The 25,882-nt window shown below is 69.0% G+C and carries 25 protein-coding genes and 1 other RNA gene; 21 read left to right on the plus strand and 5 right to left on the minus strand.

Annotation, left to right across the window (positions count from 1 at the left end):
- Positions 1–57: 57 nt before the first annotated feature.
- From CXY01_RS16910 to CXY01_RS16975, 14 genes are all read left to right on the plus strand, one after another.
- Positions 58–249, plus strand: a complete 192-nt coding sequence (locus CXY01_RS16910) for a hypothetical protein (protein ID WP_371862783.1) — start codon at positions 58–60, stop codon at positions 247–249.
- Positions 250–305: 56 nt separating this feature from the next.
- Positions 306–620: a pilus assembly protein gene (locus tag CXY01_RS16915; protein ID WP_371862782.1), complete on the plus strand. Its 315-nt coding sequence runs from the start codon at positions 306–308 to the stop codon at positions 618–620.
- On the plus strand, positions 617–1,078 hold the full coding sequence (locus CXY01_RS16920) for a pilus assembly protein (protein ID WP_146929593.1): 462 nt from the start codon (positions 617–619) through the stop codon (positions 1,076–1,078). The genes CXY01_RS16915 and CXY01_RS16920 overlap by 4 nt, the downstream gene beginning before the upstream one ends.
- A gap of 172 nt (positions 1,079–1,250) precedes the next feature.
- Positions 1,251–1,673 carry a hypothetical protein gene (locus CXY01_RS16925; protein WP_146929718.1) on the plus strand — a complete coding sequence of 141 codons (423 nt, stop codon included), beginning with the start codon at positions 1,251–1,253 and terminating at the stop codon, positions 1,671–1,673.
- Between the two features lie 57 nt (positions 1,674–1,730).
- Positions 1,731–2,846, plus strand: coding sequence for a peptide chain release factor 2 (gene prfB, locus CXY01_RS16930; protein WP_146929596.1), 1,116 nt, complete (start codon positions 1,731–1,733; stop codon positions 2,844–2,846).
- 731 nt (positions 2,847–3,577) lie between these two features.
- Positions 3,578–4,558, plus strand: coding sequence for a sugar ABC transporter substrate-binding protein (locus CXY01_RS16935; protein ID WP_222594574.1), 981 nt, complete (start codon positions 3,578–3,580; stop codon positions 4,556–4,558).
- 166 nt (positions 4,559–4,724) lie between these two features.
- A complete protein-coding gene (locus tag CXY01_RS16940) occupies positions 4,725–5,606 on the plus strand; it encodes an ATP-binding cassette domain-containing protein (protein WP_146929603.1) in 882 nt (293 codons plus the stop codon).
- Positions 5,603–6,880 (plus strand): sugar ABC transporter permease, encoded by a 1,278-nt coding sequence (locus CXY01_RS16945; RefSeq protein ID WP_146929606.1) that lies wholly within the window; start codon positions 5,603–5,605, stop codon positions 6,878–6,880. Before CXY01_RS16940 ends, CXY01_RS16945 begins: the two co-directional genes overlap by 4 nt.
- A 21-nt stretch (positions 6,881–6,901) precedes the next feature.
- Entirely contained in the window at positions 6,902–8,146 is a 1,245-nt protein-coding gene (locus CXY01_RS16950; protein ID WP_186813440.1) for an ROK family transcriptional regulator, read from the plus strand.
- A gap of 148 nt (positions 8,147–8,294) precedes the next feature.
- The gene (ftsE, locus tag CXY01_RS16955; protein ID WP_146929613.1) at positions 8,295–8,984 is read left to right on the plus strand and encodes a cell division ATP-binding protein FtsE; all 690 of its coding nucleotides are present in this window, start codon (positions 8,295–8,297) and stop codon (positions 8,982–8,984) included.
- Entirely contained in the window at positions 8,984–9,898 is a 915-nt protein-coding gene (ftsX, locus tag CXY01_RS16960) for a permease-like cell division protein FtsX (protein WP_146929616.1), read from the plus strand. The genes ftsE and ftsX overlap by 1 nt, the downstream gene beginning before the upstream one ends.
- Positions 9,899–9,900: 2 nt before the next feature.
- Complete coding sequence (locus tag CXY01_RS16965; RefSeq protein WP_146929619.1) at positions 9,901–11,199, plus strand: peptidoglycan DD-metalloendopeptidase family protein; 1,299 nt, start codon at positions 9,901–9,903, stop codon at positions 11,197–11,199.
- 70 nt (positions 11,200–11,269) lie between these two features.
- Positions 11,270–11,740 (plus strand): SsrA-binding protein SmpB, encoded by a 471-nt coding sequence (gene smpB / locus CXY01_RS16970; RefSeq protein WP_146929622.1) that lies wholly within the window; start codon positions 11,270–11,272, stop codon positions 11,738–11,740.
- Complete coding sequence (locus CXY01_RS16975; protein ID WP_246125442.1) at positions 11,737–13,587, plus strand: DUF2207 domain-containing protein; 1,851 nt, start codon at positions 11,737–11,739, stop codon at positions 13,585–13,587. The genes smpB and CXY01_RS16975 overlap by 4 nt, the downstream gene beginning before the upstream one ends.
- Positions 13,588–13,596: 9 nt before the next feature.
- Here the strand turns inward: CXY01_RS16975 and CXY01_RS16980 are convergent, their stop codons facing one another.
- The 3 genes from CXY01_RS16980 to CXY01_RS16990 are packed head-to-tail and all read right to left on the minus strand — an operon-like array spanning position 13,597 to position 15,117.
- Positions 13,597–13,911, minus strand: a complete 315-nt coding sequence (locus CXY01_RS16980; protein WP_146929628.1) for a contact-dependent growth inhibition system immunity protein — start codon at positions 13,909–13,911, stop codon at positions 13,597–13,599.
- Positions 13,912–13,942: 31 nt separating this feature from the next.
- Positions 13,943–14,347 carry a hypothetical protein gene (locus CXY01_RS16985; protein WP_146929631.1) on the minus strand — a complete coding sequence of 135 codons (405 nt, stop codon included), beginning with the start codon at positions 14,345–14,347 and terminating at the stop codon, positions 13,943–13,945.
- Entirely contained in the window at positions 14,344–15,117 is a 774-nt protein-coding gene (locus tag CXY01_RS16990; protein ID WP_146929634.1) for an ankyrin repeat domain-containing protein, read from the minus strand. The genes CXY01_RS16985 and CXY01_RS16990 overlap by 4 nt, the downstream gene beginning before the upstream one ends.
- A 124-nt stretch (positions 15,118–15,241) precedes the next feature.
- Between CXY01_RS16990 and CXY01_RS16995 the strand changes: the two genes are divergently transcribed.
- The 4 genes from CXY01_RS16995 (at position 15,242) to CXY01_RS17010 (ending at position 20,269) form a co-directional block, all read left to right on the plus strand.
- On the plus strand, positions 15,242–16,297 hold the full coding sequence (locus CXY01_RS16995; protein WP_186813441.1) for an ATP-dependent DNA ligase: 1,056 nt from the start codon (positions 15,242–15,244) through the stop codon (positions 16,295–16,297).
- Positions 16,298–16,468: 171 nt separating this feature from the next.
- Entirely contained in the window at positions 16,469–17,602 is a 1,134-nt protein-coding gene (locus tag CXY01_RS17000; protein WP_246125444.1) for a S1C family serine protease, read from the plus strand.
- Between the two features lie 88 nt (positions 17,603–17,690).
- Positions 17,691–18,057: a transfer-messenger RNA gene (gene ssrA, locus CXY01_RS17005) on the plus strand.
- Positions 18,058–19,528: 1,471 nt separating this feature from the next.
- The gene (locus CXY01_RS17010) at positions 19,529–20,269 is read left to right on the plus strand and encodes a hypothetical protein (RefSeq protein ID WP_146929643.1); all 741 of its coding nucleotides are present in this window, start codon (positions 19,529–19,531) and stop codon (positions 20,267–20,269) included.
- Between the two features lie 68 nt (positions 20,270–20,337).
- On the opposite strand, the gene CXY01_RS17015 is transcribed toward CXY01_RS17010, so the two are convergent.
- A complete protein-coding gene (locus tag CXY01_RS17015) occupies positions 20,338–21,753 on the minus strand; it encodes a hypothetical protein (RefSeq protein WP_146929646.1) in 1,416 nt (471 codons plus the stop codon).
- A 114-nt stretch (positions 21,754–21,867) separates the two neighbouring features.
- Here CXY01_RS17015 and dcm point away from each other — a divergent pair, with 114 nt between their 5' ends.
- From dcm to CXY01_RS17030, 3 genes are all read left to right on the plus strand, one after another.
- Positions 21,868–23,424, plus strand: a complete 1,557-nt coding sequence (dcm, locus tag CXY01_RS17020) for a DNA (cytosine-5-)-methyltransferase (protein ID WP_146929649.1) — start codon at positions 21,868–21,870, stop codon at positions 23,422–23,424.
- Between the two features lie 49 nt (positions 23,425–23,473).
- On the plus strand, positions 23,474–23,977 hold the full coding sequence (locus CXY01_RS17025) for a very short patch repair endonuclease (protein ID WP_146929652.1): 504 nt from the start codon (positions 23,474–23,476) through the stop codon (positions 23,975–23,977).
- Positions 23,978–24,192: 215 nt separating this feature from the next.
- Positions 24,193–25,365, plus strand: coding sequence for a class I SAM-dependent methyltransferase (locus tag CXY01_RS17030; protein WP_146929655.1), 1,173 nt, complete (start codon positions 24,193–24,195; stop codon positions 25,363–25,365).
- On the opposite strand, the gene CXY01_RS17035 is transcribed toward CXY01_RS17030, so the two are convergent.
- Positions 25,347–25,796, minus strand: coding sequence for a hypothetical protein (locus CXY01_RS17035; RefSeq protein WP_146929658.1), 450 nt, complete (start codon positions 25,794–25,796; stop codon positions 25,347–25,349). The two genes, CXY01_RS17030 and CXY01_RS17035, sit on opposite strands and share 19 nt — an antisense overlap.
- Positions 25,797–25,882: the final 86 nt, after the last annotated feature.

A 25,882-nucleotide genomic window follows, 5' to 3' on the forward strand; every position in this document is an offset into this window, starting at 1 on the left:
GGGAGCAAGGACGACGGTCTGTCGTCACGGGTCGGCGCGGTCCTGCGGGGCTCGCTGGTGTGGGGGAGCACGGCCTGGGGCGGTGTCCGGCGACGGGTCGTCCACGGCGCGCCCGAGCGCGGCGACGTCCCCGGCTGGGTCCTGGTGACCCTTATGACCGCCGGGCTGGTCACCGCGCTGTGGGTCATCGCCGGCGACGCGCTCGGTCGGGTGTTCTCCGAGGCCATCAGCAGCGTCACCGGTCCCTGACGGGCGAGTCGGGGTCGGCCATCGTCGACTTCGCGCTCGTCGGCGCGCTGGTCACGGTGCTGTTCGCGGCCGTGCTGCAGCTGACGATCGTGCTGCACGTGCGCAACACCCTCGTCGACTCCGCCGCGGAGGGTGCTCGGTACGGCGCGCTGGTCGGGCACGCACCGAGCGACGGGGCGCAGCGGTCGAGGGAGCTCATCGGGCAGTCGTTGTCGTCGACCTACGCGCAGGGGGTGACGGCCGGCCACACCACGCTCGACGGGCTCGAGGTCGTCGAGATCGAGGTGGTCGCTCCGCTGCCGCTGGTGGGCCTGGTCGGTCCCGCCGGAACCCTCACCGTGCGCGGGCACGCCCTGGTCGAGGAGCCGTGAGCGGGTGGAGCGCTCGCCGGGCCCGCGCGACCGGCGAGGACGGCAGCTCGGTCGTCGAGTTCCTCGGGCTGTCCCTCGTCCTCCTGGTGCCGTTGGTGTACCTGGTGCTCACGCTCGGTCGGATCGAGGCGGCGATGTTCGCCACCGAGGGAGCGGCACGCGAGGCGGCGCGGACGTACGTCGCTGCGGACGATGCCGACGAGGGCACCCAGCGGGCTGTCGCCGCCGTGGGGATCGCGTTGCGGGACCAGGGTTTCGACGACGACCCGTCGAGGGCCCTGACGCTCACCTGCTCGTCGGTGCCGTGTCTGGCACCGGGCAGCGACGTGTCCGCACGGATCGAGGTGCGGGTGCCGCTGCCGTTCGTCCCGGGCTTCGTCCGCGACGTCATCCCCCTCGAGGTGCCGGTCAGCGTCGAGCGCGTCGCCCCGGTCGACACGTATCGGGCCACCGGATGACGGTCACGTCAGGGGCGGGCCCAGTCGTCGGGACGGCCCGACGAGCCGGGAGAGCCCGGTGAGCCGGGACCGCTCGGCGACACCGACCGACGCCCTCGGACTGCTGCGCCGACCGGGACGGCAACGGCGAGCGCGGCGGCGGCGCCGGCCGGTCGGTGAGAACGGGCAGGTGATGATCCTGACCCTCGGGTTCGTCGTCGTCGCGCTGCTCCTGCTGACCGTCGTCGTGTCCGCCGCCGGGGTGCACCTGGAGCGCAAGCGTCTGCTCGCGCTCGCGGACCTGCTCGCCCTCGAAGCAGCAGATGCGGTCGCCGACAACCCCTACTTCGTCCCGGACCAGGCGGCCTCGGGTGCGGGCGGTGTCCCGCTGACCGAGGCCGCCGTCCGCGCAGCCGTCGACGGCTACCTGCGCGACAACCCCGACACCGCCACGGCGTGGGACGAGTTCGCGGTCCTCGACGCGACGACCCCCGACGGCCGGTCCGCACAGGTGCGGCTGGGCGCCGTCGTCCGGCCTGCGCTCCTGAGCTGGGTCCTCGCGCCGTGGTCCGACGGGATCGTGCTCCAGGCGGAGTCGACCGCCCGAGGGTCGTGAGACGGAGACGGAGTCGGGGGAGGAGCGGGCAGCGCGGACCCGGTAGCCTGGACGGTTGTGGCCACCACCGACTTCCCCACCGCGATCCGTGATCTGCGCACCACCCTGGGCACCATCCAGGCGGTGAGCGACCCGACGGCCCTCCAGGCGAAGGTCGCGAAGCTCTCGGAGCAGGCGTCGGCCCCCGACCTGTGGGACGACCCGGACGCCGCGCAGAAGATCACGAGCGCGCTGTCGTCGACGCAGGCCGAGCTGGACCGGATGAGCAAGCTCGACGGCCGGATCGACGACCTCGAGACGCTCGTCGAGATGGCGATGGAGGAGGACGACGAGGACACCCTCGCCGAGGCCGAGGCCGACCTCCTCAAGATCAAGAAGGACCTCGGCGAGCTCGAGGTCCGCACGCTGCTGTCCGGCGAGTACGACCAGCGTGAGGCCGTCGTCACCATCCGCTCGGGCGCGGGCGGCGTGGACGCCGCGGACTTCGCCGAGATGCTGCTGCGCATGTACCTGCGCTGGGCGGAGCGGCACGGGTACCCGACGACGGTGCTCGACACCTCCTACGCCGAGGAGGCCGGCCTGAAGTCGGCCACGTTCGAGGTCAAGGTGCCGTACGCGTTCGGCAACCTGTCCGTCGAGGCCGGCACGCACCGGCTGGTCCGCATCTCCCCGTTCGACAACCAGGGCCGCCGGCAGACGAGCTTCGCCGCCGTCGAGGTGATCCCGCTCATCGAGTCGAACGACTCCATCGACATCCCCGAGTCGGAGATCAAGGTCGACGTCTTCCGCTCGTCGGGCCCCGGCGGTCAGTCGGTCAACACGACCGACTCCGCGGTGCGCATGACGCACATCCCGACCGGCATCGTCGTGTCGATGCAGAACGAGAAGTCGCAGATCCAGAACCGCGCCGCTGCGCTCCGCGTCCTGCAGTCCCGGCTCCTGCTGGTCAAGAAGGCCGAGCAGGACGCCAAGAAGAAGGAGCTGGCCGGCGACGTGAAGGCCAGCTGGGGCGACCAGATGCGGTCGTACGTCCTGCAGCCGTACCAGATGGTCAAGGACCTGCGCACGGAGCACGAGGTGGGCAACCCCGCCGCGGTGTTCGACGGCGACATCGACGACTTCATCGAGGCAGGCATCCGCTGGCGCCGCTCGGCGGAGGTCGCCGCCGACTGACGCGGCGACCCCACGGACAGGGCCCGGCACCGGTTGCGGTGCCGGGCCTCGTCGCGTCCGCACCTTGCACCCGTCCTGACGCTGGAGCGTGCAGCCATCGCGTCGTCGGCACGCCCGCGGACTCGGGCGCCCAGCTCCGCGGACCTCGTGTCGTCGAGGATGTCCGCGAGCTCGGCCCTTCCGACGCTCGGTCCTGCGGACGTCGTGTCGTCGTGTCCGGGACGTGGTTGGTCAGAGCGCTCGGTCCTGCGGACGTCGTGCCGCTGAGTGTGGATTCGCCTCACGTCGACGGTCGGGGTCCGCGCGGCCGCGATCTCTGGGCCGTCGGGCGTCGGTGTGGCAGCATTCGTCGGCGCGGTGGCATCGACGGCAGCGCGCGGGGTTTGTTGCCGGGGAGAACATGGTTCATCCAAGTGGGCGAACCGGACATGCCAGAAAGCGCTTGCTCACCCTGCAAGGTCACGGTTTGACCACGGAAACCGCGTCTGACCTTGTAAGAGACCCCGCCCAGCCATATGTTGTCGCCCGCAACATAGTCCGAGCGTCCGAAAAGCGCCGGGTGGAGACGAGCGCAACGGGGCGTCGTCCAGAGAGGGAGCACGATGCGACGAAGCATGATCCTGACCACGGCGGCCGTCATGGCCTCCGGCTTGATGCTGGCTGGTTGCGGTGGCAGCGACACGCCCAGCGATACCGGTTCGGAGACGAGTGAGGCCACGCCGAAGGTCGGTGTGATCCTCCCGGACACGAAGTCCTCGGCCCGGTGGGAGACCGCCGACGCCAAGTACCTCAAGGAGGCCTTCGAGGCCGCGGGCGTGGAGTACGACATCCAGAACGCCCAGGGCGACGTGAGCCAGTTCCAGACGATCGCGGACCAGATGATCACGAGCGGCGTCAACGTCCTCATGATCGTCAACCTGGACTCCGGGTCGGGCAAGGCGGTGCTCAAGAAGGCCCAGGACCAGGGCATCGCGACGATCGACTACGACCGCCTGACGCTGGGCGGCGGCGCGGACTTCTACGTGTCGTTCGACAACACGAAGGTCGGCCAGCTGCAGGGTGAGGGCCTCGAGAAGTGCCTCACGGACGCCGGCAAGATGACGGCGAACATCGCGATGCTCAACGGCTCGCCCACGGACAACAACGCCACGCTGTTCTACAACGGTGCGGTCGAGGCGCTCTCGGCGAAGGTCGACGGCGGCGAGTACACCGTGGTCGCGGACCAGACCGTGGACAAGTGGGACAACCAGCTCGGCGGCACGATCTTCGAGCAGATGTGGACGGACAACGCCGGCAAGATCGACGGCGTCCTCGCGGCCAACGACGGTCTCGGCAACGCCGCGATCGCCATCCTGAAGAAGAACGGCGTCAACGGCACCATCCCGGTCACCGGGCAGGACGCGACGGACCAGGGTCTGCAGAACATCCTCGCGGGCGACCAGTGCATGACCGTCTACAAGGCCGTCAAGAAGGAGGCCGACGCCGCGTCGGCCCTCGCCGTGGCGCTGGCCAAGGGTGAGGACACCTCCGACCTGGCCACGGGCACGGTCGAGGACACCGAGACGAACGAGGAGGTCGCGTCGGTCCTGCTGGACCCCGAGGCGATCTACTTCGACTCGGTCAAGAACGTCATCGCCGACGGCTACACCACCAAGGAAGCCGTCTGCACCGCCGAGCTCGCCGCCAAGTGCGCCGAGGCCGGCATCTCCTGACGCACGACTCACCGGGTCCCCGAGAGACCCGGTGACCAGGCGGGGCCGGTCCGCGCGAGCGGCCGGCCCCGGCTGGCGTCCGGAGACGGAGCGCCCGAGAAGTCCCGCAGTACCTGCACAGACCCGCGACGACGCGGGGTGAACCGACAGACCCACGAGGTGGACGATGACTCAAGCACCCGACCTGGCACCGCCACCGACCCTCGAGGTCCGGGGCGGTCGGAAGAACTTCGGCGCGGTGCACGCGCTGCGCGGCGTGGACCTGGTGGCCCGGGCCGGTGAGGTCACGGCCCTCGTCGGCGACAACGGCGCCGGCAAGTCGACGATGATCAAGTGCGTCGCGGGCATCTACCCGTTCGACGCCGGTGACGTCCTGTTCGAGGGGCAGACGACGCACATCTCGTCGCCCGCGGACGCGAACGAGCTCGGCATCGAGGTCGTGTACCAGGACCTCGCGCTGTGCGACAACCTCGACATCGTCCACAACATGTTCCTGGGCCGGGAGCTGAAGAAGGGCTTCCGGCTCGACGAGTCCGCGATGGAGACGCGCGCCGCCGAGGTGCTGGCGAGCCTGTCGGTGCGGACCGTGCGGTCCATCCGGCAGCACGTCGCCAGCCTGTCCGGCGGCCAGCGCCAGACGGTCGCGATCGCGCGTGCCGTGCTGTGGAACTCCAAGCTGGTCATCCTCGACGAGCCGACGGCCGCCCTGGGCGTCGCGCAGACCGAGCAGGTGCTGCAGCTGGTCCGCCGGCTCGCGGACGCCGGCCTGGCCGTGGTGCTGGTCTCGCACAACATGAACGACGTCTTCGAGGTCGCGGACTCCATCAACGTCCTCTACCTGGGCCAGACGGCGGCGCAGATCCGCACCAAGGACACGTCGCGCATGGAGGTCATCGAGCTGATCACGAGCGGCTCCGCGGGGATGCCCGCCGGGGCCGTCGCGCCGCGGCCCTCCCCGGACGCCCCGGAACGGGCGACCCGGGTGGCCAGCGCCACCGCGACGACGAGCGACGCGACGACGACGACGAACGGGAGCACCTCAGCATGAGCACGTCCACGGTTCCCGAGGCGCCCACGGCGCCGTCGCTGCTGGCCGGCTCGGTCGAGCAGCCCACGTTCGGCGAGGCCATCGGCAACTACGTCCGCAAGGTCCGCGGCGGCGACATGGGCTCGCTGCCGGCGATTCTCGCGCTCGCGGTGCTGATCCTGGCGTTCGTCGTCATGAAGCCCGAGACGTTCCCGTCGACGCTGAACATCGCCAACCTGTTCCAGCAGGGTGCGGTCGTCGTGACCATCGCGATGGGCCTCGTCTTCGTCCTGCTGCTCGGCGAGATCGACCTGTCCGCCGGCTTCGCGTCCGGGGTCTGCGGAGCGATCCTGGCCACCGGCCTGACGGCGTACGGCTGGCCCTGGTACCTCGCGCTCGCTGCGGCCCTGGCCACCGGCATCGTGATCGGCCTGCTCATCGGCACGCTGGTGGCCCGCGTCGGCATCCCGTCGTTCGTCACGACGCTCGCGGCGTTCCTGGCGTTCCAGGGCGTCGTCCTGCTCATCATCGGCGCGGGCGGCAACATCTCGATCACGGACCCGGTGATCGTCGCGCTGCAGAACAAGAACGTGCCGCCGCTGCTGGGCTGGGCGATGGCGATCGTGGCGGTCCTGGCCTACGCGGGCTCCAGCCTGCGGACGTGGCAGCTGCGCCGTCGGCGTGGTCTGGTCGCCGCGCCGCTCGGCATGGTCGTCGTCAAGATCGTCGCCCTCAGCCTCGTGGTGATCGGCATGGTCGCGATCCTCAACCAGGAGCGCAGCCTCAACCCGTTGCGCACGTCGATCATCGGGGTGCCGATCGTGGTGCCGCTGATCGTGACGCTGGCGCTGATCCTCGGCTTCGTCCTGACCCGCACGGCGTTCGGCCGGCACATCTACGCGGTCGGCGGCAACGCCGAGGCCACGCGTCGCGCCGGCATCAACGTCAAGGCCGTGAAGATGGCGTGCTTCACCATCTGCTCCTTCATGGCGGCCATCGCGGGCATCCTGGCGGCGTCGCGCGCGACGTCCGTGGACCCGAACGCCGGCGGCTCCAACGTCCTGCTCTACGCGGTGGGGGCGGCCGTCATCGGCGGGACCTCGCTGTTCGGTGGCAAGGGCCGGATCGTCGACGCGTTGATCGGCGGCGCGGTGATCGCCGTCATCGACAACGGCATGGCCCTGCTCGGGTACTCCGCGGGCATCAAGTACGTTGTCACCGGCGCGGTGCTGGCGGCCGCTGCGGCCGTCGACGCGATCTCCCGTCGGAGGGCGAGAGCGACGGGACGCGGCTAGACGACCTGAGGGAGGCTGCTGGTGCGGCTCGGCGCTGGTCCGCCGGTCCGGCGAGCCGACGCGGCTGCGCAGGACGACGTGCGACGGGCCAACCTGTCGGCGGTCCTGCGTCTGCTGCACTTCCACGGGCCTGCGACGCGGTCGGACCTCGTCGCGTCCACGGGCTTCAACCGGTCGACCGTCGGGTCGCTCACGTCCGAGCTGGTCAAGCTCGGGCTCGTGCGTGAGCGACCCGGCGTGTTCTCCGGCAAGGGGCGACCGTCCAACGTGGTCGAGCCGGTGAGCACGAGCGTGCACGTGCTGGCGTTCGACGTGACGCCGTCGAGCGTCGGCGCGGCGCGGGTGGGTCTGGGCGGGTACCTGCTGCAGGTCCGACGGAGGCTGCACAGCGCGTCGCCGCACGACGTCCCGGCGGTCGTCGACCTCATCGCGACGCTGGCCCGGGAGATGCAGGCCAAGTCGGTGCCGGGGTCCGTGTGCCTGGGGCTCGTGGTCTCGGTGCCGGGCAGCGTGCGGCAGCCGGACGGGCTGGTCCGGCGCTCGCCCCCGCTGGGCTGGCACGAGGTGCCGTTCGCGGAGCTGCTGCGCGACGCCACCGGCCACGAGTACCCGATCGCCGTCGGCAACGACGGTGACCTCGGGGTCGTCGCCGAGTACCTGCGCGGCGCCGCGCAGGGCCAGCAGGACGTGCTGTACGTGCGCGGCGAGGTCGGCGTCGGCGGCGGGGTCGTCGTCGACGGCGAGCTGCTGAAGGGCGCCGGCGGCTATGCGGGCGAGGTCGGGCACATCGTCGTGAAGCCCGGCGGTCGGGTGTGCTCGTGCGGGGCACGCGGGTGCTGGGAGGCGGAGATCGGCGACGCCGCGATCATCCGGGCGGTCGGCCGGGACCCGCGCGAGTCCGACATCGAGGACGTCATCAGCGACGTCGCGATCGGCAACCGCCGCAGCATCGCGGGGGTGCGCAAGACGGGGGAGTGGGTGGGCCTCGGGCTCGCCAGCCTGGTCAACCTGTTCAACCCGCGGGTGGTCGTGCTGGGCGGGACGCTCGGCGCGCTCTACCCGACGATGGAGCCCACGCTCGCCTCGGCGTACTCCCGCGCGCTGGGGCCGGTCCGCGAGCAGGCGCTGCTGGTGCGCTCGGACCTGGGGCCGGACGCGCAGCTGGTCGGGGCCGCCGAGGTGGCGTTCGCGGACGTGCTGGAGGACCCGGCGGGCACCCTCGAGGGGCGTTCCGATCCCGAGCAGCAGATGCTGTCCGGCGCCTGACGGCCCGACATTCTGCACCAATCACCCGCTCGGGACGTTCTCACAGGCAACCGTCGGCGTGTCATCGACGCCCCGGGACGGAGCCGCTGCCTACGCTCGACGAGGCCAGCGCAGTACCCCGTCCCCGAACCTGGCCACCGCGAGCATCGTGATCAGATTCGAGAACGTCACCAAGGTCTACGCGCGCGGCGCCCGGCCAGCGCTGGACCGCGTGTCCCTGGACGTCGAGCGGGGCGAGTTCGTGTTCCTCGTCGGCGCCTCCGGCTCCGGCAAGTCCACCTTCCTGCGCCTCGTGCTGCGCGAGGAGCGCGCGTCGGCGGGCCGGGTGTTCGTCGCCGGCAAGGAGCTGGGCACGCTGTCGTCGTGGAAGGTGCCGACGCTGCGCCGCCACATCGGCGCGGTGTTCCAGGACTTCCGCCTGCTGCCCAACAAGACGGTGTTCGAGAACGTGGCGTTCGCGCTGCAGGTCATCGGCAAGCCGCGGCACCACATCCTCACGACGGTGCCGGACACGCTCGAGATGGTCGGTCTGGCCGGCAAGGAGAAGCGTCGCCCGCACGAGCTGTCCGGCGGTGAGCAGCAGCGCGTCGCCATCGCGCGCGCGTTCGTCAACCGGCCGAACATCCTGCTGTGCGACGAGCCCACGGGAAACCTGGACCCGACGACGTCCCTGGGGATCATGCGCCTGCTCGACCGGATCAACCGCACCGGCACCACCGTCGTCATGGCGACGCACGACGACGAGATCGTCGACCAGATGCGCAAGCGCGTCATCGAGCTGTCCACCGGGTCGATGGTCCGTGACCAGTCGCGCGGTGTGTACGGATCGGACCGCTGATGCGCCTCCAGTTCATCCTGTCCGAGATCGGTCTGGGTCTTCGTCGCAACCTGTCGATGACCATCTCCGTCATCCTCGTGACCTTCGTGTCGCTCACCTTCGTCGGCGCGGCCGCGCTGCTGCAGACGCAGATCGGCAAGATGAAGGACGACTGGTACGACAAGGTCGAGGTCTCCGTCTTCCTGTGCCCGCAGAACTCCACGGCGCCGACGTGCGCGAGCGGTGAGGTCACCGACGACCAGAAGGCCGACATCCAGGCGGCGCTCGCGTCGCCCGAGGTGAAGCCGTTCGTCGAGAAGGTCTACACGGAGACCAAGGAGCAGGCGTACGACGCGTTCCAGAAGCAGTTCAAGGACCAGTTCTGGGCGTCGGCGGCGACCGTCGACGACATGAACTCCTCGTACCGCATCAAGCTCACCGACCCGGAGAAGTACTCGGTGGTCTCCGAGGTCATCTCTGGCCGGGCCGGCGTCGAGGAGGTCAAGGACCAGCAGCGGCTGTTCGACCGGCTCTTCTCGGTGCTGAACAACGCGACGCTGCTGGCCGGCGGGCTGGCCCTGGTGATGCTGCTGGCGGCCGTCCTGCTGATCACGACGACCATCCGGCTGTCCGCCCTGAGCCGCAAGCGCGAGACCGGGATCATGCGCCTCGTCGGGGCATCGACGGTGTTCATCCAGCTGCCGTTCATGCTCGAGGGGGCGATCGCCGCGACGATCGGCGCCCTGCTCGCGGTCGGCGGGCTGTGGGTGGGTGTCACGTACCTCGTCGACGACTGGCTGGGGGAGTCCGCGGGCTGGATCCCCTACGTGAGCACCTCCGACGTGCTCACGATCGCGCCCGTGCTCATCGGGGTCGCCATCCTGCTCGCGGCGATCTCCTCGCTGGTCACCCTCAGCCGTTACACCAAGGTGTGACCGTGACCCGTTCCCGCCTCTCCGCCTGGTGCGCGGTCCTCGTCCTGCTGGTCACCGGCGTGATCGCCGGCCCCGCCGCCGCCGACGAGATCGACGACCGCCGCAACGCCGCCGAGGCGCAGCAGGAGGCGATCGCCAAGGCGCGCGAGCAGACCGAGGCGGCGATGGAGGGCGTGAGCGCCGAGATCCAGGCGCTCGCCGTGCAGCTGTCGGACACGCAGGCCAAGATCCCCGGCGCGCAGGCGACGCTCGACGCCGCGAAGGCGGCGCTGGAGAAGGCGCAGCGCGAGGCCGCGATCATCGCGGCGCGGCTGGTCGACGCCGAGGAGCAGCAGGCGACGATCACGACGACCATCGCGCAGGACACCGAGAACGCCCAGCAGATGCGCGCCGCGATCGGCCAGATGGCCCGCGAGGCGTACAAGGGCGGCGGTGGCGTGTCGAGCGTGGACGTCATCCTCGACGCGGAGAGCACCGACGACTTCGTGCAACGGTACGGCCTCATGGCCACGGCGCTGCGCACGCAGGCGCAGCTCCTCGACGACCTCAAGGCCGCCGAGTCGGCCAACCGCAACGCGGAGGCCCGGCTCGTCGCGGTCAAGGAGAAGATCGCCGAGCTGAAGGCCGCGGCCGACCAGAAGGTGGTCGAGGCCGACGCCGCGAAGGCGGCCGCGACCGCCGCGAAGCAGGCCCTCGACGACCTGCTGGCCCAGCAGAAGCAGCAGCAGGTCGCCCTCGACGCCACGAAGACGTCCCTCGAGGCGCAGCTGGCCCAGGCCGACGCCGAGGCGGCCGCCATCCGCAACGAGCTCCAGGCGGCGATCGACGCCCAGCGGGCCCGCGACGCCGCCGCCAACAAGCCGCAGCCGGCGCCCGGACCGATCGGCGGCGGCGCGCTGTTCGGCAACCCGACCAGCATCGACCCGATCTACGTGACGTCCGAGTACGGCATGCGGATGCACCCGACGCTGCACTACGTGCGGCTGCACGCCGGCATCGACCTGCGCACCTACTGCAACACCCCGATCTACGCGGGGCGCTCGGGCATAGTCACGTGGGCCAAGTCCCGCTTCGGGTTCGGCAACCAGGTGATGATCGACAGCGGGTTCGTCAACGGCAACGCCGTGTCCGCCAGCTACAACCACCTGACCAGCTTCGCGGTGAGCTCCGGCCAGCAGGTCGAGCGGGGGCAGCTCATCGGGCGGTCCGGCAACACCGGTACGTCGGCGGCCTGCCACCTGCACTTCGAGGTCTACCTGAACGGGTCGACGACGAACCCCCGGCCGCTGCTCGGCCTCTGATTTCGGCTGGCGCTCGGACGGTAGTCTCGACCCGCACTGTCTGATCACAAGGGAACGAGGTTCGACCACCGTGGCCAAGGACGTCGGGCGCAAGGTCGTCGCTTCGAACCGCAAGGCGCGGCACGACTACGTCATCGAGGACGTGTTCGAGGCCGGCCTCGTGCTGCGCGGCACGGAGGTCAAGGCGCTGCGCATGGGCCGGGCGTCGCTCGTCGACGGCTGGTGCGAGGTGACCAACCACGAGCTGTGGCTCGAGGGCGTGCACATCCCCGAGTACTCGCAGGGCACCTGGACCAACCACGCGCCCCGCCGCAAGCGCAAGCTGCTGCTGCACCGCACGGAGATCGACCGCCTGGAGTCGAAGACGCGGGAGAAGGGGCAGACGATCATCCCGCTGTCCCTGTACTTCCTGGACGGGCGGGCCAAGGTCGAGATCGCGCTGGCTCGAGGCAAGCGCGAGTGGGACAAGCGGCAGGCCCTGCGCGAGCGGCAGGACAACATGGAGGCCACCCGCGCCATCCGCGAGAAGCGCGACCTGTGAGGGCTGTGCGCGCACTCCTGCTGGCGTTGGGTCTGGTCGTCGCGCTGACGGCTGCTGCCCCCGACCAGTCGAGCGGTCGGGAGATCACGCGGTACGACGTCACGGCCGCGCTGGCCGAGGACGGCACCATGCGGGTCACGCTCGACTTCGACTTTGACTTCGGCGACGACCCCGGGCACGGCCCGTACCTGACCTTGCCGACGAGGGTGTCGTACGACGACTCCCTGGATCGGGCGTTCCGGTACACCGACATCACTGCGTCGTCGTCGACCGATGCCCCTGCGCAGGTGAACCAGGAGGACGACGGGTCCGCGCTGATCCTGCGCATCGGCGACGAGGACATCGACGACGTCTCCGGCGTGCAGTCGTACACGGTCGAGTACACGGCCGACGGTCTGCTGAACCCCGCGAACGAGCAGCACTCCGGCGACGAGCTGTACTGGAACGTCATCGGCGCCGGCTGGGAGATCCCGCTGGGCGACCTCTCGGTCACCGTCGACGGCCCCGCAGCGGTCGAGGGTGCGGTCTGCTTCGCCGGTCCGTACGGCTCGACCACGCCGTGCACCTCGTCGTCGTTCGCCGGCACGTCCTCGTCGTTCACGCAGGACCTCGTCCCGATGGGCGACCAGTTCTCCACCGTCACCGGCTGGCCCGGGGGCACGTTCCCCGGCGTCGAGCCGATCCTCGTCGACAAGCCCGACCCGCTGGCGCCCGTCCGACCGGTCTCGGTCTTCGGTGGCGTCGCGCTCCTGGTGCTCCTCGGCGGCGGCATCTTCGCGTTCGTCCGCCTGCGCCGCGTCGGCCGCGACAAGGCCTACCTCGGCCTGACGCCCGGCCTGCGCCCCGCCGACAACCAGCCCGGCGGCGCCACGGTCGGGTTCCGCGACAAGCGCGGCGCCGTCTCCGTGCAGTTCCAGCCGCCCGAGGGCGTGCGACCGGGCGAGGTGGGCACGCTCGTCGACGAGAAGGCCGACCCCGTCGACGTCACCGCCACGCTCGTCGACCTCGCCGTGCGCGGCTGGCTGCGCATCGAGGAGGTGCCGCGGTCCAACCCGAAGAAGAAGGCCAAGGACTGGACCCTGGTGCAGCTTCGCGATCGCGACGGCTCGCTCCTGCCCTTCGAGGACACGCTGCTCTCGTCGATCTTCGCCACCTCGACCACCGTCAAGCTCTCCGACCTGAAGACCACGTTCGCCGCCTCGATGGCCAAGGTGCAGGAAGGCCTCTACGACCACGTCACCGCGTCCGGTTGGTTCCGCGCCAACCCGAAGAAGGTCCGCGACGCCTGGCACGTGACCGGCATCGTGATCGCCGTCCTCGGCGCCATCCTGACGTTCCTCGCGTTCGCCGCCGGGGCGTCCGTCACCGGCATCGCGCTCGTGCCGATCGCCCTGCTCGTCGTCGGCATCGTCGTCACGATCATGGGCAACGCCGCCCCCGCCCGCACCGCGGACGGCACCGCCGTGCTGGCGCAGTCCCTCGGCTTCCGCCGCTACCTGGCCACCGCCGAGGCGAACCAGCTGCGGTTCGAGGAAGGTCAGGACATCTTCAGCCGGTACCTGCCCTACGCGATCGTCTTCGGGCTGGCCGACCGCTGGGCGCGCGTGTTCTCCGAGCTCGCCGCGCAGGGCCGGGCGTTCGAGCAGCCCTCCTGGTACGTCGGTGGGTACTACCCCGGAGCGAACATCTACTGGGCGACCGCGTTCGCGTCGTCGCTCGACCGGTTCGCGACCGTGGCCACCGAGTCGATCTCCGCACCCACGCCCGGCTCGTCGGGCGGGTCCGGGTTCAGCGGCGGCGGGTTCTCCGGAGGGGGCGTCGGCGGCGGTGGCGGCGGGGGCTGGTAGGCGGTTCGCCTACCGGCGGCCGTCCAGGACGCTGACGACCGACTCGAACCACTCGCGCATCGAGATCCCGTCGTCGCGCGGGTCGTAGGACGCCTTGCTCCAGCGGAGCACCAGGACTTCCTCGTCTTCCGTGTCCGCCAGGAGGTGGACGGTCTCCCTCCGCAGGGCGCTGATGGTCTCCTCGTCCGCCGCGCCGACGAAGTTGCGGACGACCCCGAGCGGCTCGCGCGCCTCGAGGTCGTAGTCCTGGTGGAAGTAGGTGGATGCGAGGTAGTGGATCGGATCCTCACGACGGGGCCGGCTCTTGCCGTGGTTCCTGCCCATGGTCACTCGCCCTTCCGTGCAGTCCTCGGCATCATCCCCACAGCTCCTTCGAGCGCTGCGCCCTGATCTGCTGAAGCTCGCCCTGCGTCGTGAGCCATCGCTGCGGACCGAAGCGCTCGTCGAGCTCGTCGAGGTGCTCGCCGACGAACCGCGCGTAGGACGCGTCGAGCAGCGACGACGACTCGGGCTCACCGAGGAACAGCCGTCGGACCAGGTCGATGGAGTACCACTCGTGCGCGGCGTCGAGAGTCGACTGCAGCTCCAGCGACAGCTGCATCCGGTCCTGCACGAACCGCAGGCGGAGGTCCGTCGACTCCATGACGAGGAAGGCGTCGCCGCCGTTCGACCTCGTCACCTGCGAGTCGGTGATCCGGTAGCGCGCCGTTGCCCAGAGGTAGCCCATGTGCGCCGCGATGAACGCGAGGATCTGCGTCACGCCGGCCCCTGGAAGAACGTCAGCTCCGGCCCGTACGAGCCGTCGACGTCGGTCCGCACGACGAACTCCCGGTCCGGGTATGCATCCCGCAGAGCGATCTGCCAGAACGACGCGATCGGCTCCACCAGGCCGCGGGCCTCCTCCTCGGTGAACGCACCACTCGGCAGGAGGTCCCACACGTGGACGTGGTTCACGACCCGCTCGACGTCCGCGACGGCAGCCAAGCGTCCGAACCAGTCGTCCACGACGGCGAGGTCGAACGCGAACCCGAGAAACACGCCCCCGCGATGCTCGACGAACGGAGGAGAGAGGAAGGCCATGATGCTCGCGAACATCGCGCCCGAGGCCGCGATCCCCAGGAACGGACGGGGATCAGGGTGCGCGCTGTCGCCGAGGAACAGGCGCTCGTCCGCAAACGCACGCAGGTCCACCTGTGGTCGACGTGCCACGGGTCCGGGACCCGCCGGAGTCAACCGCTCTGCCACCTGCGCGTCGATCAGAGCGGCCGCCAGCCAGTGCCCGCGCAGCAACGCCATGTGGCGTGCCGACCCGGCGCCATCACCTGGGTCGGCACCGCGCGCGAGGAGGTACGCGGTGATGTCGACGAGCAACGGCTCCCCGCTCTGGACGTGCTGATCGACCTCGACGTCGATCGCGTGCTGCAACAGCGTGAGTCCGCCGTCGACCTCGTCGATGTCCACGCCGTCGTCCAGCAGGTCACGCAGTCGCGGTAGGTCCCCGCTCTCCACCGCATCGTGAGCGGGTGTCATCTCGTCCCCCTACCGCTGGACCGCACGTGGTTGGTCCCCGACGACGGATGCTAGCGACCGGTCCATCGGTGTCGACCGAGTTTCGGGGGGCCGCGCACCACCCGCCTCGGGCACACTGGCCCTCATGACGCTGCCGGTGATGCCGCCCGTGGACCCCATGCTCTCCAAGTCGGCGGCCTCCATCCCGAAGGGCAAGCTCTACGAGCCGAAGTGGGACGGGTTCCGGGCGATCATCTTCCGCGACGGGGACTCCGTGGAGATCGGCTCGCGGAACACCAAGCCGATGCAGCGGTACTTCCCGGAGGTCGTCGAGGCGGTGCTGTCGTACCTCCCGGAGCGCTGCGTCGTCGACGGCGAGATCATCGTGCCGTCGTCGTCGCACGGCGGTCTCGACTTCGAGGCGCTGCTGCAGCGCGTCCACCCGGCGGAGTCGCGGGTGAGGCTGCTGTCCGTCGAGACACCCGCGCTCCTCGTGCTCTTCGACGTGCTGGCGCTGGGGGACGACGACCTGACCGGCCGGCCGTTCTCCGAGCGGCGTGCGGTGCTGTCGTCTCTCGTGAAGCCCGGCGGGCCGGTGTCCATCACGGCGCAGACCGACGACATGGCCGTCGCCGAGCGCTGGTTCTCCCAGTTCGAGGGCGCGGGACTCGACGGGATCGTCGCCAAGGACCCGGACGGTCTGTACGAGCCCGGCAAGCGGACCATGCAGAAGGTCAAGCACGAGCGGACGGCTGACTGCGTGGTCGCCGGGTACCGGCCGCACAAGTCCAGTGACGACGCTGTCGGGTCGCTGCTGCTCGGGCTGTACAACGCCGACGGCGTCCTGGCGTCCGTCGGCGTCGCGGCCTCGTTCCCGATGGCCCGCCGGCGGGAGCTCGTGACCGAGCTCGCACCCTTGGTCGTGCCTCTGGAGGGGCACCCCTGGGACTACTCGGCTGCTGCCCGCACGCCTCGTGAGGCCGCGGGGAGCCGCTGGTCCGCGGGGAAGGACCTGTCGTTCGTCCCGCTGGAGCCGTCGCTCGTCGTCGAGGTCGCCTACGACCACATGGAGGGCGTGCGGTTCCGGCACACCGCGCAGTTCCGCCGGTGGCGCCCGGACCGTTCCCCGGAGTCGTGCACGTTCGAGCAGCTGGAGGAGCCGGTGTCGTACTCGCTGAAGGACGTGCTCGCCACCAGCTGACCGCTCCACAGGTCGCGCATGGGTCCACTCCAGCGACCTCCCGGGTGGTGACGGTTGTCTCTTCCTTGACGGCGCCACCCGGGGGCCGGCGGGGAGGTTCTTGTGATGGACGAGCAGCGAGTTTCTGAGTTACCGGACGCATCGGTCTCCACGGCGTCGAGTCGTGTCACCGTGGCGCCGAGGCCGGTCGTCCGTCGCGGCGTGGCGCTCGGCGCAGCCGGCGGCGCGCTCGCCCTCGGCCTCCTGGCGGGCGGCGTGAGCGGCGGACTGATCGCGGCGGCGCTGGCGTCGTCGGACACCGACACGGCGTCGACGTCGACCGTCGAGGGTGCGGCCTACGCGCCGCCGACGATCGACCATCGGAGCTTTGGTGGCCCGACGTCCGAGTCCGACCAGTCGCCAGCCACCGCCGCGACCGCCGACCAGCAGGTCGGAGTCGTCACCATCACCACCGTCCTCGGCTACCAGGACGCGTCCGCGGCGGGCACGGGCATGGTGCTGACGTCGGACGGTCTGGTGCTCACCAACAACCACGTCATCGAGGGCTCGACGTCGATCGAGGTGACCGTCGAGTCGACCGGTGAGACGTACACCGCGGTGGTCGTCGGCACGGACGCGTCGTCGGACGTCGCGGTGCTGCAGCTCCAGGACGCGTCTGGCCTGACGACGGTCGCGCTGGACGACGACAACGGCGTGGCGGTCGGCGACGCGGTGACGGCGGTCGGCAACGCCGAGGGCGGGGGAGACCTGCTCGCCGCGCTCGGCAGCGTGACCGCCCTGGACCAGACGATGACGGCCTCGTCCAACGGCTCCTCGCCCGAGACCCTCGACGGGCTCATCCAGTTCTCCGCCGCCGTCGTGGGCGGGGACTCCGGCGGCCCGGTCTACGACGATGAGGGGGAGGTGATCGGCATGACGACCGCCGCGTCGAGCGGCACCGTCGACACGATCGCCTACGCCATCGACATCGAGGACGCCCTCGTCATCGCGCACCAGATCCAGACCGGCGTCGCCTCCGACACCGTGACGATCGGGTACCCGGCGTTCCTCGGCATCTCCCTGGGCTCCGGCTCCGGTGCCGTCGTCGCCGGCGTCCTGGAGGGCACGCCCGCCGCGTCCTCCGGCCTGGTCGCCGGCGACGTCATCACGGCGGTCGACGGGGTCGCCGTCACGTCGTCGTCCGCGCTCTCCGCGCTCCTGGACGCCCATGCACCCGGCGACACCGTGACCCTGACCTGGACCGTTGCCGCCACCGGCGCCTCCACGTCGACCTCAGTCACCCTGATCGCCGGACCTGCCGACTGAGGGAATGAGCACGACCAGCCTGCCGTTGAGAGGTACGCTGGTCGCGCTGGCTGCGCTTCGGCTCGACCGGTGCTTGAAAACTGAACATGGGGGTGATCGGTTTCGACGGTGATCGTCGAACCAGGAGAAGCGGGTCGAGGACGCACGGTTATCTCGTCAACGCTCCGTGCAAACCAATAGGTGCCAATACAAACCGCACCGACTTCGCCCTCGCCGCCTGAGCGAGTCCCGAAGTCCGTTGGCCTGAGTACGCTCTCGACTCAGTAACCAGCGTCATCTAGAGAGCCACTGCTGGTAATCCTCGTCAGTGGGGTTGCCGGGACTTTTAGCTGACTGAGCCCGTCCACGGCTTGCCTGTGTGACCGTGGGGGCCGAGAAAATCACAGCAGGCTGCACCCGGAGAATCCCTGGTACTGCGTCACCGGACGCGGGTTCGATTCCCGCCACCTCCACCGTTCTGACCTGCGGAAACGCTAGGTCCTGTTGACCGGAAGTAGCCTCTCGTTGACGCGGGGGGCTATTTTCGTGTCCATGGCCTCCACTCGGGAGCGGGTAGGGCCGACGGGACGCGGTCGTTCGCGGTGTGGCGCGACGCGGACACGGCCCCACTACCGCCAGCAGCTCGCGGGCGCATCACGCCGACGCTCGGCTTGTATTCGGCTGCCATGATTTTCTACCGCCACGTTGTGGGTGGATTCGCTCGATGAGCGACAGCCGCGTGGTGCTCAAGAAGGTCGCGAACATTCACTGTCTTTTCTCTGCCTCTATGTCGAAGGGTGCCCGGCTTGGGTAACGGAAACGGACAACCCTTTGGTCGGCGTCCAACTCCCCAAGCCGCAGCTGACGCAGGGCGAGATGACAGTGCGAACTCGAGGCGAGTTCGCACTACCGCACTGAACCCCCGGTGACCTCGACCTACTTGCCAGTCCGCCGACTCTGCGCGTCACGAAGGCTTGGAAGCGCGGACGGCGATCGACGTCGGTAGGTGAAGGCCGCCCACGACCAAGCGTGCACGGCGGACGGTTCACGCCCTCACGAGATGTTCGAGTGTTGCTGCTGGGTGTAGGAAAAGGCTCCGGACACATTGCTTTTCACGAACACCGTCGGTCAACAGATTTGCTAATCGCGTTTGCGGACTGCAATGTGGACTCCGCTGGATGCCGCAACTCGACCGCTTGGCGCCGATGGCACGCCCGGCCCGGACGCTCCGCGGCTCACGAGGCGGCCACGCGTGCACGGCCTTCGGAACACGCATGCGTCCTGGGATGATCCCGGCGGGGACGGATCTCTTCCTGCTGCAGCACCCACTGGGCCATGAGTCGATCACGACGACGACGGAGACGTACGCGCATCTGCTGCCTGACCAGAATGCGGCTGCGGGTCGAGCCCTCGGTGGGCTCACGCTCAATACGCAAGTGCGGAGGGGCACGTTGGCAACGGTGCGGTTGCACCGCGATCCGCCCAAGGCGCGACGAAATTGCCACCTTCCGTGCCCAACTATCGAGCGTGGACACGCCGTTTACACGGCGGCCCAAGCCGCGTCCGGGCGTCCGAAACTGTGCTGAAGTCCCCGCGGATGCGGTTCAAACGAGGCTTGCCGATGCCGGTGGAAGTCGACCCGTCGTGGCAGGCGCTATTCGTCGAGGATGTGGCGTTTACTCTGGAGGCCGTGGCGTGGCGCCACGTCTCTAATTCCTCGACGACACGTCTGGCGCCGCTGGCGAGGTGGTCGTCGGCTACTTGAGGGCTCATCTCACGAATTCCAGCACGACCTGACGTAGAGCTCGCGGGTGACTCACGGACGGGTGACACGGGCACTCGAGCGGCATCAATGAGGTCGCGGCCGGGCTAACGCGTGACTCCGCCGATGACGATAAGGATCACGACGAACTTGTGCGCCGGCACGAAGAAGACAGCGAGGGCGATGTGGAACTGCAGACGATCGTGGATCGGTACGCCGAGGGACTGGCGGCGGTCGACGCCAGCACCGCGGTGCAGAAGTTCAACCAGAGGACCGGCGCCGCCTATCCGGTTTCGGTCAAGTCGCTCGGCGAGCGGGAGGCAGTCGCCGCCGTCGACGACTGGTGGGCGCTGACCTACCCGCAAGAGTTCACGCCGCCGCCGAACATGCACGCCGTGCCGTATGCCTACCCCGGACTGCAGGGCGCGGAGTGTGATCACGCGTTTACCACGGACTCACTTGGCGGAGCGCCTGAGTGGGCAATTGAGGTTAAGAAGCCGGAATTGATCGGGAACAACGGCAAGCGAAACGACTATGTCGTCGCGAAGATGCTGTCGCCCTATCTTAAGGACAGGGGGCTCCTGCATGACGTCGTTCGCCTTCGGGATCAAGGTCTCGGTCGTAGGCGCGCCGTGCTTGGCTACTCGTTCAACTACGACGCCGCGAGCTGCGCTGTTGCCAGGCGGCTCCACCCGGCCGATGTGGCCACCATCCGCGAAATCGAGAAGGTCGTAGCACTCAACGATGGGAGCCTGACCATCGAGCCGCTACTGGCCTTCTGTAATGGAATCCTTCACACTCGAAACCTTGTGGTAGGTGGGATGGCTCGGGCGAATTTCCAAGCATGGCGCGGCCCATACGCCGGCGAAGGCATCGTATTCGCGTGGGAGATCAGTGACGCTCCGGGGCCCCGACACCCGTGGTAAGTGGCAGCTCCGGGCCGACGGTTCCCGACTGCTCTGAACGCCTTCGAATCCCGGCATTTCCGCCGTAGTCAGCCGATGTCGCCCCATTCGAACGACGCGACTGTCCACGGCCCAGCGGCGCCTAGACGTGCTTGATACTTGTCGTTGCGGGCGCGGCGCTGCTCTCCAGCACCCCAGTCCGGCTGCGGCTTCTGCCAGAGCCAGCCCGCCAGGACAGAGGCTTGGAGCTCGTACAAGTTCTCGATCCAGAGCGCCCTCAGCCGAATAGGGGTCCACTCGACCTTGCGCGGTCGCGAGGTCCCAGTGCTCGCGACGTATGTGCTTGGCTGCTTGCCGTACCTGGCGCCGTAGGTCTCGATCCACTGTCGAAAGATCCCCTCGACGTCGAGCCCGGCGAGTCCGTCCACAATCAGGAAGCCGAGGCCCTGCTCCTCGATGCACCCGCGCATTGCTCGAGCATCGTTCAGCCAGAGCGGCGAACTAGCTTTCGTGGGGCGCGCCCCGTCCCAGGGTGAACTCTGGCTCCACGCTGTGTGTGCCTTCGCGTCCCAGACGCGCGTTGGCGAGGCGTAGTCGAAGGTCGTCGCGCCGTACTTCACTCGTGGTCCTCCGACCGGCGGACTCGGGTACCGCTCGTTGAGGATTGCGCGTACCTGCTCTTCGAAGAACCAGCCTGCCCACTCCGACCCGTACCACTTCGTAGAGCCGTTCTCTCGCATCCAATCGATGCTCTCCCGTCCGTCCCACCGGGTTGGCAGGTCCCGGGCAAGAGCGGCAACCAGCGCGGAACCTTCGTGGGCTGCTGTCGCCCATGCGGCCGAGGACACGTTGGCTCGCCGCTCGACGCCAGCCAGGATGAGGTTGAGCCCTTCCTTGGTGACGGTGCCCTGCGTCGATATGGCCGTCGGGCTCCACGGCACGCTGAACTCGTCCGCTAGGAGCGCCCCCCATTCGTGCTTTGTGCGCCTGGCCCCCAGCAGATGGGGAGCGAACCGAGCCGCGACGTCCGGGAAGGTTCGTACGTACTCCTTTGCACCGCGGCCGAGCCGGTACCTGGGTGCGCCGGCAAGGTCGCACAGGCGGTCCACGGCCTCCTGCTTGGTGCGAGCGGGCATGAACCACGGCATCGCCAGCAGCGCCTGCTCGAGCGCAGCGTTGGACGTGACCGTCCGAGCCTGGGCGAGCATCGCGAGGTTCGCTGATGCCGCCCAAAGCAGGGTGTTCATGCCGTAGAGGGTGACCTGGTACTGGACGTAGTCGCGGTCCTCGCGCCACTCCGTGTCGAGAACTTCGGCGATCTGCCAGCCCACGACCGCGTTGACAGCATTCGAATCCACCTCGATACCCAGTGAGTCTGCAAGGGCGAGCAGCGAACGCCGAGGTCCGCGCGTGCCTACGTCCGGCGAGGAGGTCAGGGCGAACATCCTGACGGACGCCTCAGTGATGGACTGTGCAGGGTTGAAGGTGGTGGCGAGTCCAGACACGCTCGTCACTCTGGCAGACTCACCGTGCCGGAGAGGAACGCTGGACGCGACGCGTGTGCAGAAACACCGCCGGGTTGCTTGTGTTCACCCGCCTGGATGAGGTTAGCTGTACGCATGTTCGATCTCGACAGCGACGGAGTCGCCCCCGTGAGTGCACCCGCCTTCAGGTACATCGACCTGTTCGCTGGGATCGGTGGGTTCCACGCTGTGCTCGACGCCCTCGGCGGCGAGTGTGTCTATTCGGTCGAGATTGACCCCGCTGCGCAACTTGTCTACGAGGCGAACTGGGGTGCGAAGCCGCTTGGCCGGAACGAGGTCGGCGACATCACGAAGGACACCCAGGTCGACGGCAGCGTCAACGTTCCTGAACACGACGTCTTGGTCGCGGGGTTCCCTTGCCAGCCCTTCTCGAAGAGCGGCGCGCAGCGTGGAATGGACGAGACCCGCGGGACGCTCTTCTTCGACATCATGCGCATTATCGAGGATCTCCGCCCCACCCTCGTGCTACTAGAGAACGTTCGCAACCTTGCGGGCCCTCGTCACGTCCATGAGTGGGAAATCATCATCAAGTCGCTACGGCAGGCGGGCTACCGGGTCAGCCACACCGCTGCAGTCCTCTCGCCGGTGAATATTGCGCCCGAGCACGGCGGTCACCCGCAGACGCGCGACCGCGTGTTCATTGCTGCGACGCGCGTCGAGCCCAAGAGGCCGAGCGCACTGTACGGCGAACGCCTTGAGGCCGGGACGCTCGACCTGCCTGATCCGTTCGAAGATGTCGCGCCGATCTCGTTCGGCGACCTGAAGATGACCCGCGAGTGGAGCCTCGAGCGCGATCTTCCGCTGATCGACAGCAAGGACGTCCCGGGAACTCGCGTAGCACCAGACGAGTGGATCTGGATTGATCACTGGGACGCGTGGGTGAGTAAGGCGCGAGAGATGTTGACCGCTGAGGCGGACCGTGGTGGCCACGTCGCGAAGGAGCTCCCCGGGTTCCCCATATGGGCGAACGTCTGGACCGCCGACGACCGAGAGCGCCGCCGTGCGCTCGCCCAGGCGTCTGGCATGAACTGGAAGATCAGCCACCTTGCGAAGAACTACGACCTGTACGACCGCCTCCGCGCGTTCGATGACGGCTGGACGGCACGTTGGCTTGACCGGACGCGTACCTTCCCCGAGTCGCGTCAGAAGTTCGAGTGGCAGGCCCAGGCGGCGCCGTCGGTTCGTGACTGCGTGATCTCGCTTCGCCCTTCGGGGCTTCGGGTCAAGCGGCTGACACACCTCCCTGCACTTGTCGCAATCTCACAGACACCCATCATCGGCCCGCTTGAGCGGCGGCTCTCTCTCGTCGAGGGGGCGCGACTGCAAGGGCTACCCGACAACTTCTCGTGGGCAGAACAGAAGAGCGCAGCGACGTGGAAGCAACTCGGCAACGGTGTGAACACGGGCGTCGTCGCGCAAGCACTCGCGAAGCAGGTTGAGCGGGACCGCGACCTGCTGGAGCTCGACCTCGACGGTCAGGCGGTTCTGACGGCAATCAGCAAGACGATGGCCGACACGGGCGGCGACCTGCGAGGACGGATCGCGCAAGCCGTCGAGCGTGGTCAGGCCCGCGCGGCGGCGAGCCGTCGTGAACTTCTCTCTGGGCGTCTGGACGAAAACGCGATTCCCTAGTGGATGAGCCGATCGCCTCGCCGTCCATAGGAAACACCGCGGCGCTGCAATGGCGGGCTTGCGGACCGGGCGGCTTGCTGTTACTGCGTCTACGGTCGTAGTCGTGAGCGAGCGGTGGAAGAGTACCGACGCCGGCAAGCACCTCGCGGGTCGAGTGAAGACCTCGACGGCACCCGAGATCAGCCTGCGGCGAGCGCTCCACGCCGCTGGCCTGCGGTTCCGTCTGCACCCGCGCCTTGCCCGAGGTTGCACCCCTGACCTGGTGCTCCCTCGTCATCGTGTTGCGGTCTTCGTCGACGGCTGCTTTTGGCACGGGTGTCCGCTGCATGGCCGCAGCACTCCTTGGAACGGTCCGAACGCAGCGCTGTGGGAGGCGAAGATGACCCGGAACCACGAGCGTGACGTGCGCTCGACAATGCTCGCCGAGGCCGAGGGCTGGACCGTTGTACGTATCTGGGAGCACGAGGTGACAAAGGACGTCGAAGCGGCGGTGGCTCTGGTTCGTGCAGCATGTCCTGGTGAATCACGTTCGGCTGGGACGCGTGCTGGCTAGGCCCGATACATGCCACCGCTTGGCGCATGATTGCCGCCCGGCAGCGCCTGGCTCGGCCAGGCGCTGCAAAATAGGAGATTGCGATGTCCCGAGCACCCGCGATTTCCGCCACCTTCTCCAACTCAGCGCTTCCGCCTGCACGGTAAGGGGTGTTGTTGTCTGTGCGATCGCCCTGCCGGAGTGCGGCACGTTCACTGCCCGTTACCCTCGGTCCCGTGGAGACGGCGGCCGAACACAACGAGACCGACGTCCTCACCCACCTCCGCCGGCGCCCCGACCTCGAATCCCCGAACCTGCATGCGGTCGACGCGAGCGATCGGCTGATCCTCGACGAAACTACGAACCTGCTGGCGGGATCCATTCGCGGTTCGGAGGTTGTCGTGATCGGCGACAATCATGGCGCGTTGACGCTCGGCGCTATCGCCCGGCACGGGCTCTCGGGCGTTCGCACGCACCAGGACCGACTGCTCGGGGAGCGGGCGTTACATGCGAACGCTGAGAGGCTCCGGCTTGACGGGTTCAGGAGCCACGGGCTGACGCCGGAGCTCGTCGCGGGTGCACGGGTGGTGCTGATGCAGCTGCCGCGGTCGCTCGACGCGCTCGATGAGATCGCGGGGTTGATCGCCGAGAACGCGGACCCGGACGTGGTTGTCGTGGCCGGCGGCCGGGTCAAGCACATGACGCCGGCGATGAACGAGGTCCTCGGGCGCTACTTCGGCACCGTGCAGGCGCGCCTCGCCAGGCAGAAGTCGCGGGTGCTCCTCGCGTCGACACCCCGACCGCGGTTTGAGCGCCCAGAGCAGCGCTGGCCGCAGAAGAGAGAGCACGCGGACCTCGGCATCACGGTCTATGCGCACGGCGGAGCGTTCGCCGGGACGGGCATCGACATCGGCACGCGCGCACTGCTGCAGCACCTCGACAAGATACCGACGGACATCACGTCGGCTGTCGACCTTGGCTGCGGAACGGGCGTCCTGGCCGTCGAGCTCGCCCGAGCAAACGGAGCGCTCACCGTCACCGCGACCGACGAGTCCGCAGCTGCGGTGGCCTCAGCCCGAGCGACCGTCGCGGCAAACGGTCTGGACGGCCGGGTCGTCGTCGTGCGAGGCGACGGTGCCGAAGCGGTTCCCGACGCGAGCGCGGACGTCGTCCTGCTCAACCCGCCGTTCCACGTCGGCGCCGCGGTGCACGACGGGGTCGCCAGGACGCTGTTCGCGGAGGCCGCGCGAGTCCTCAAGCCCGGTGGTGAGCTGTGGGCGGTGTGGAACTCGCACCTGCGCTATCGGCCAGCGCTGGAGCGTGTCGTCGGACCGACCCGGCAGGTCAGCCGCGACCCGAAGTTCACGGTCACGGTCTCCACGAAGCGGGATCAGGTTCCGCCGAGCTGATCCCTCGGTGCCTCGACCTCGTCGATCAGCGACGTCAGCACCTCGGCGACGAGCGAGTCGGCCATCGCCTCGATGCGCTGCAGCTGGGCCTTCTGCTTCTTGCGGGGCTGGTGCTGGAGGATCCGCAGAGCACGTTCTACCTGGTCCGCCCGCTGCTTCCAGCCGGCGGCCTGGAGGGAGGCGACGGACTCGGCGTCGCCGGACTCGGACCGCAGGACGATCTCGGCCTGCTCCCGCACGGACTCCATGGCCCGCGCGATCTTCGCTTCCGGCGTCCGAGCCTTCTGGACGTCGGCGAACTTCTTGCCGAGGCCCTCGAGGCGCTTCTGGATCTCGGGGTTGTTCGCGACGATCACGCTGACCTGTGTGGCGACCTTCTTGGCCAGCGGCCATGCGACCGCCAGCGCCACGCCTGTGCTCTTCTTCGCCATCGCGCTCACCCCCCTCGGATCTGCTGCACCGACCCTGCCCCGAGGAGACCTCGTCGGCAACCGTTCACCCCTCGGCGAACTCAGGA

The sequence above is a fragment of the Cellulomonas xylanilytica genome, assembly GCF_007989805.1.
Classification (GTDB): domain Bacteria; phylum Actinomycetota; class Actinomycetes; order Actinomycetales; family Cellulomonadaceae; genus Cellulomonas; species Cellulomonas xylanilytica.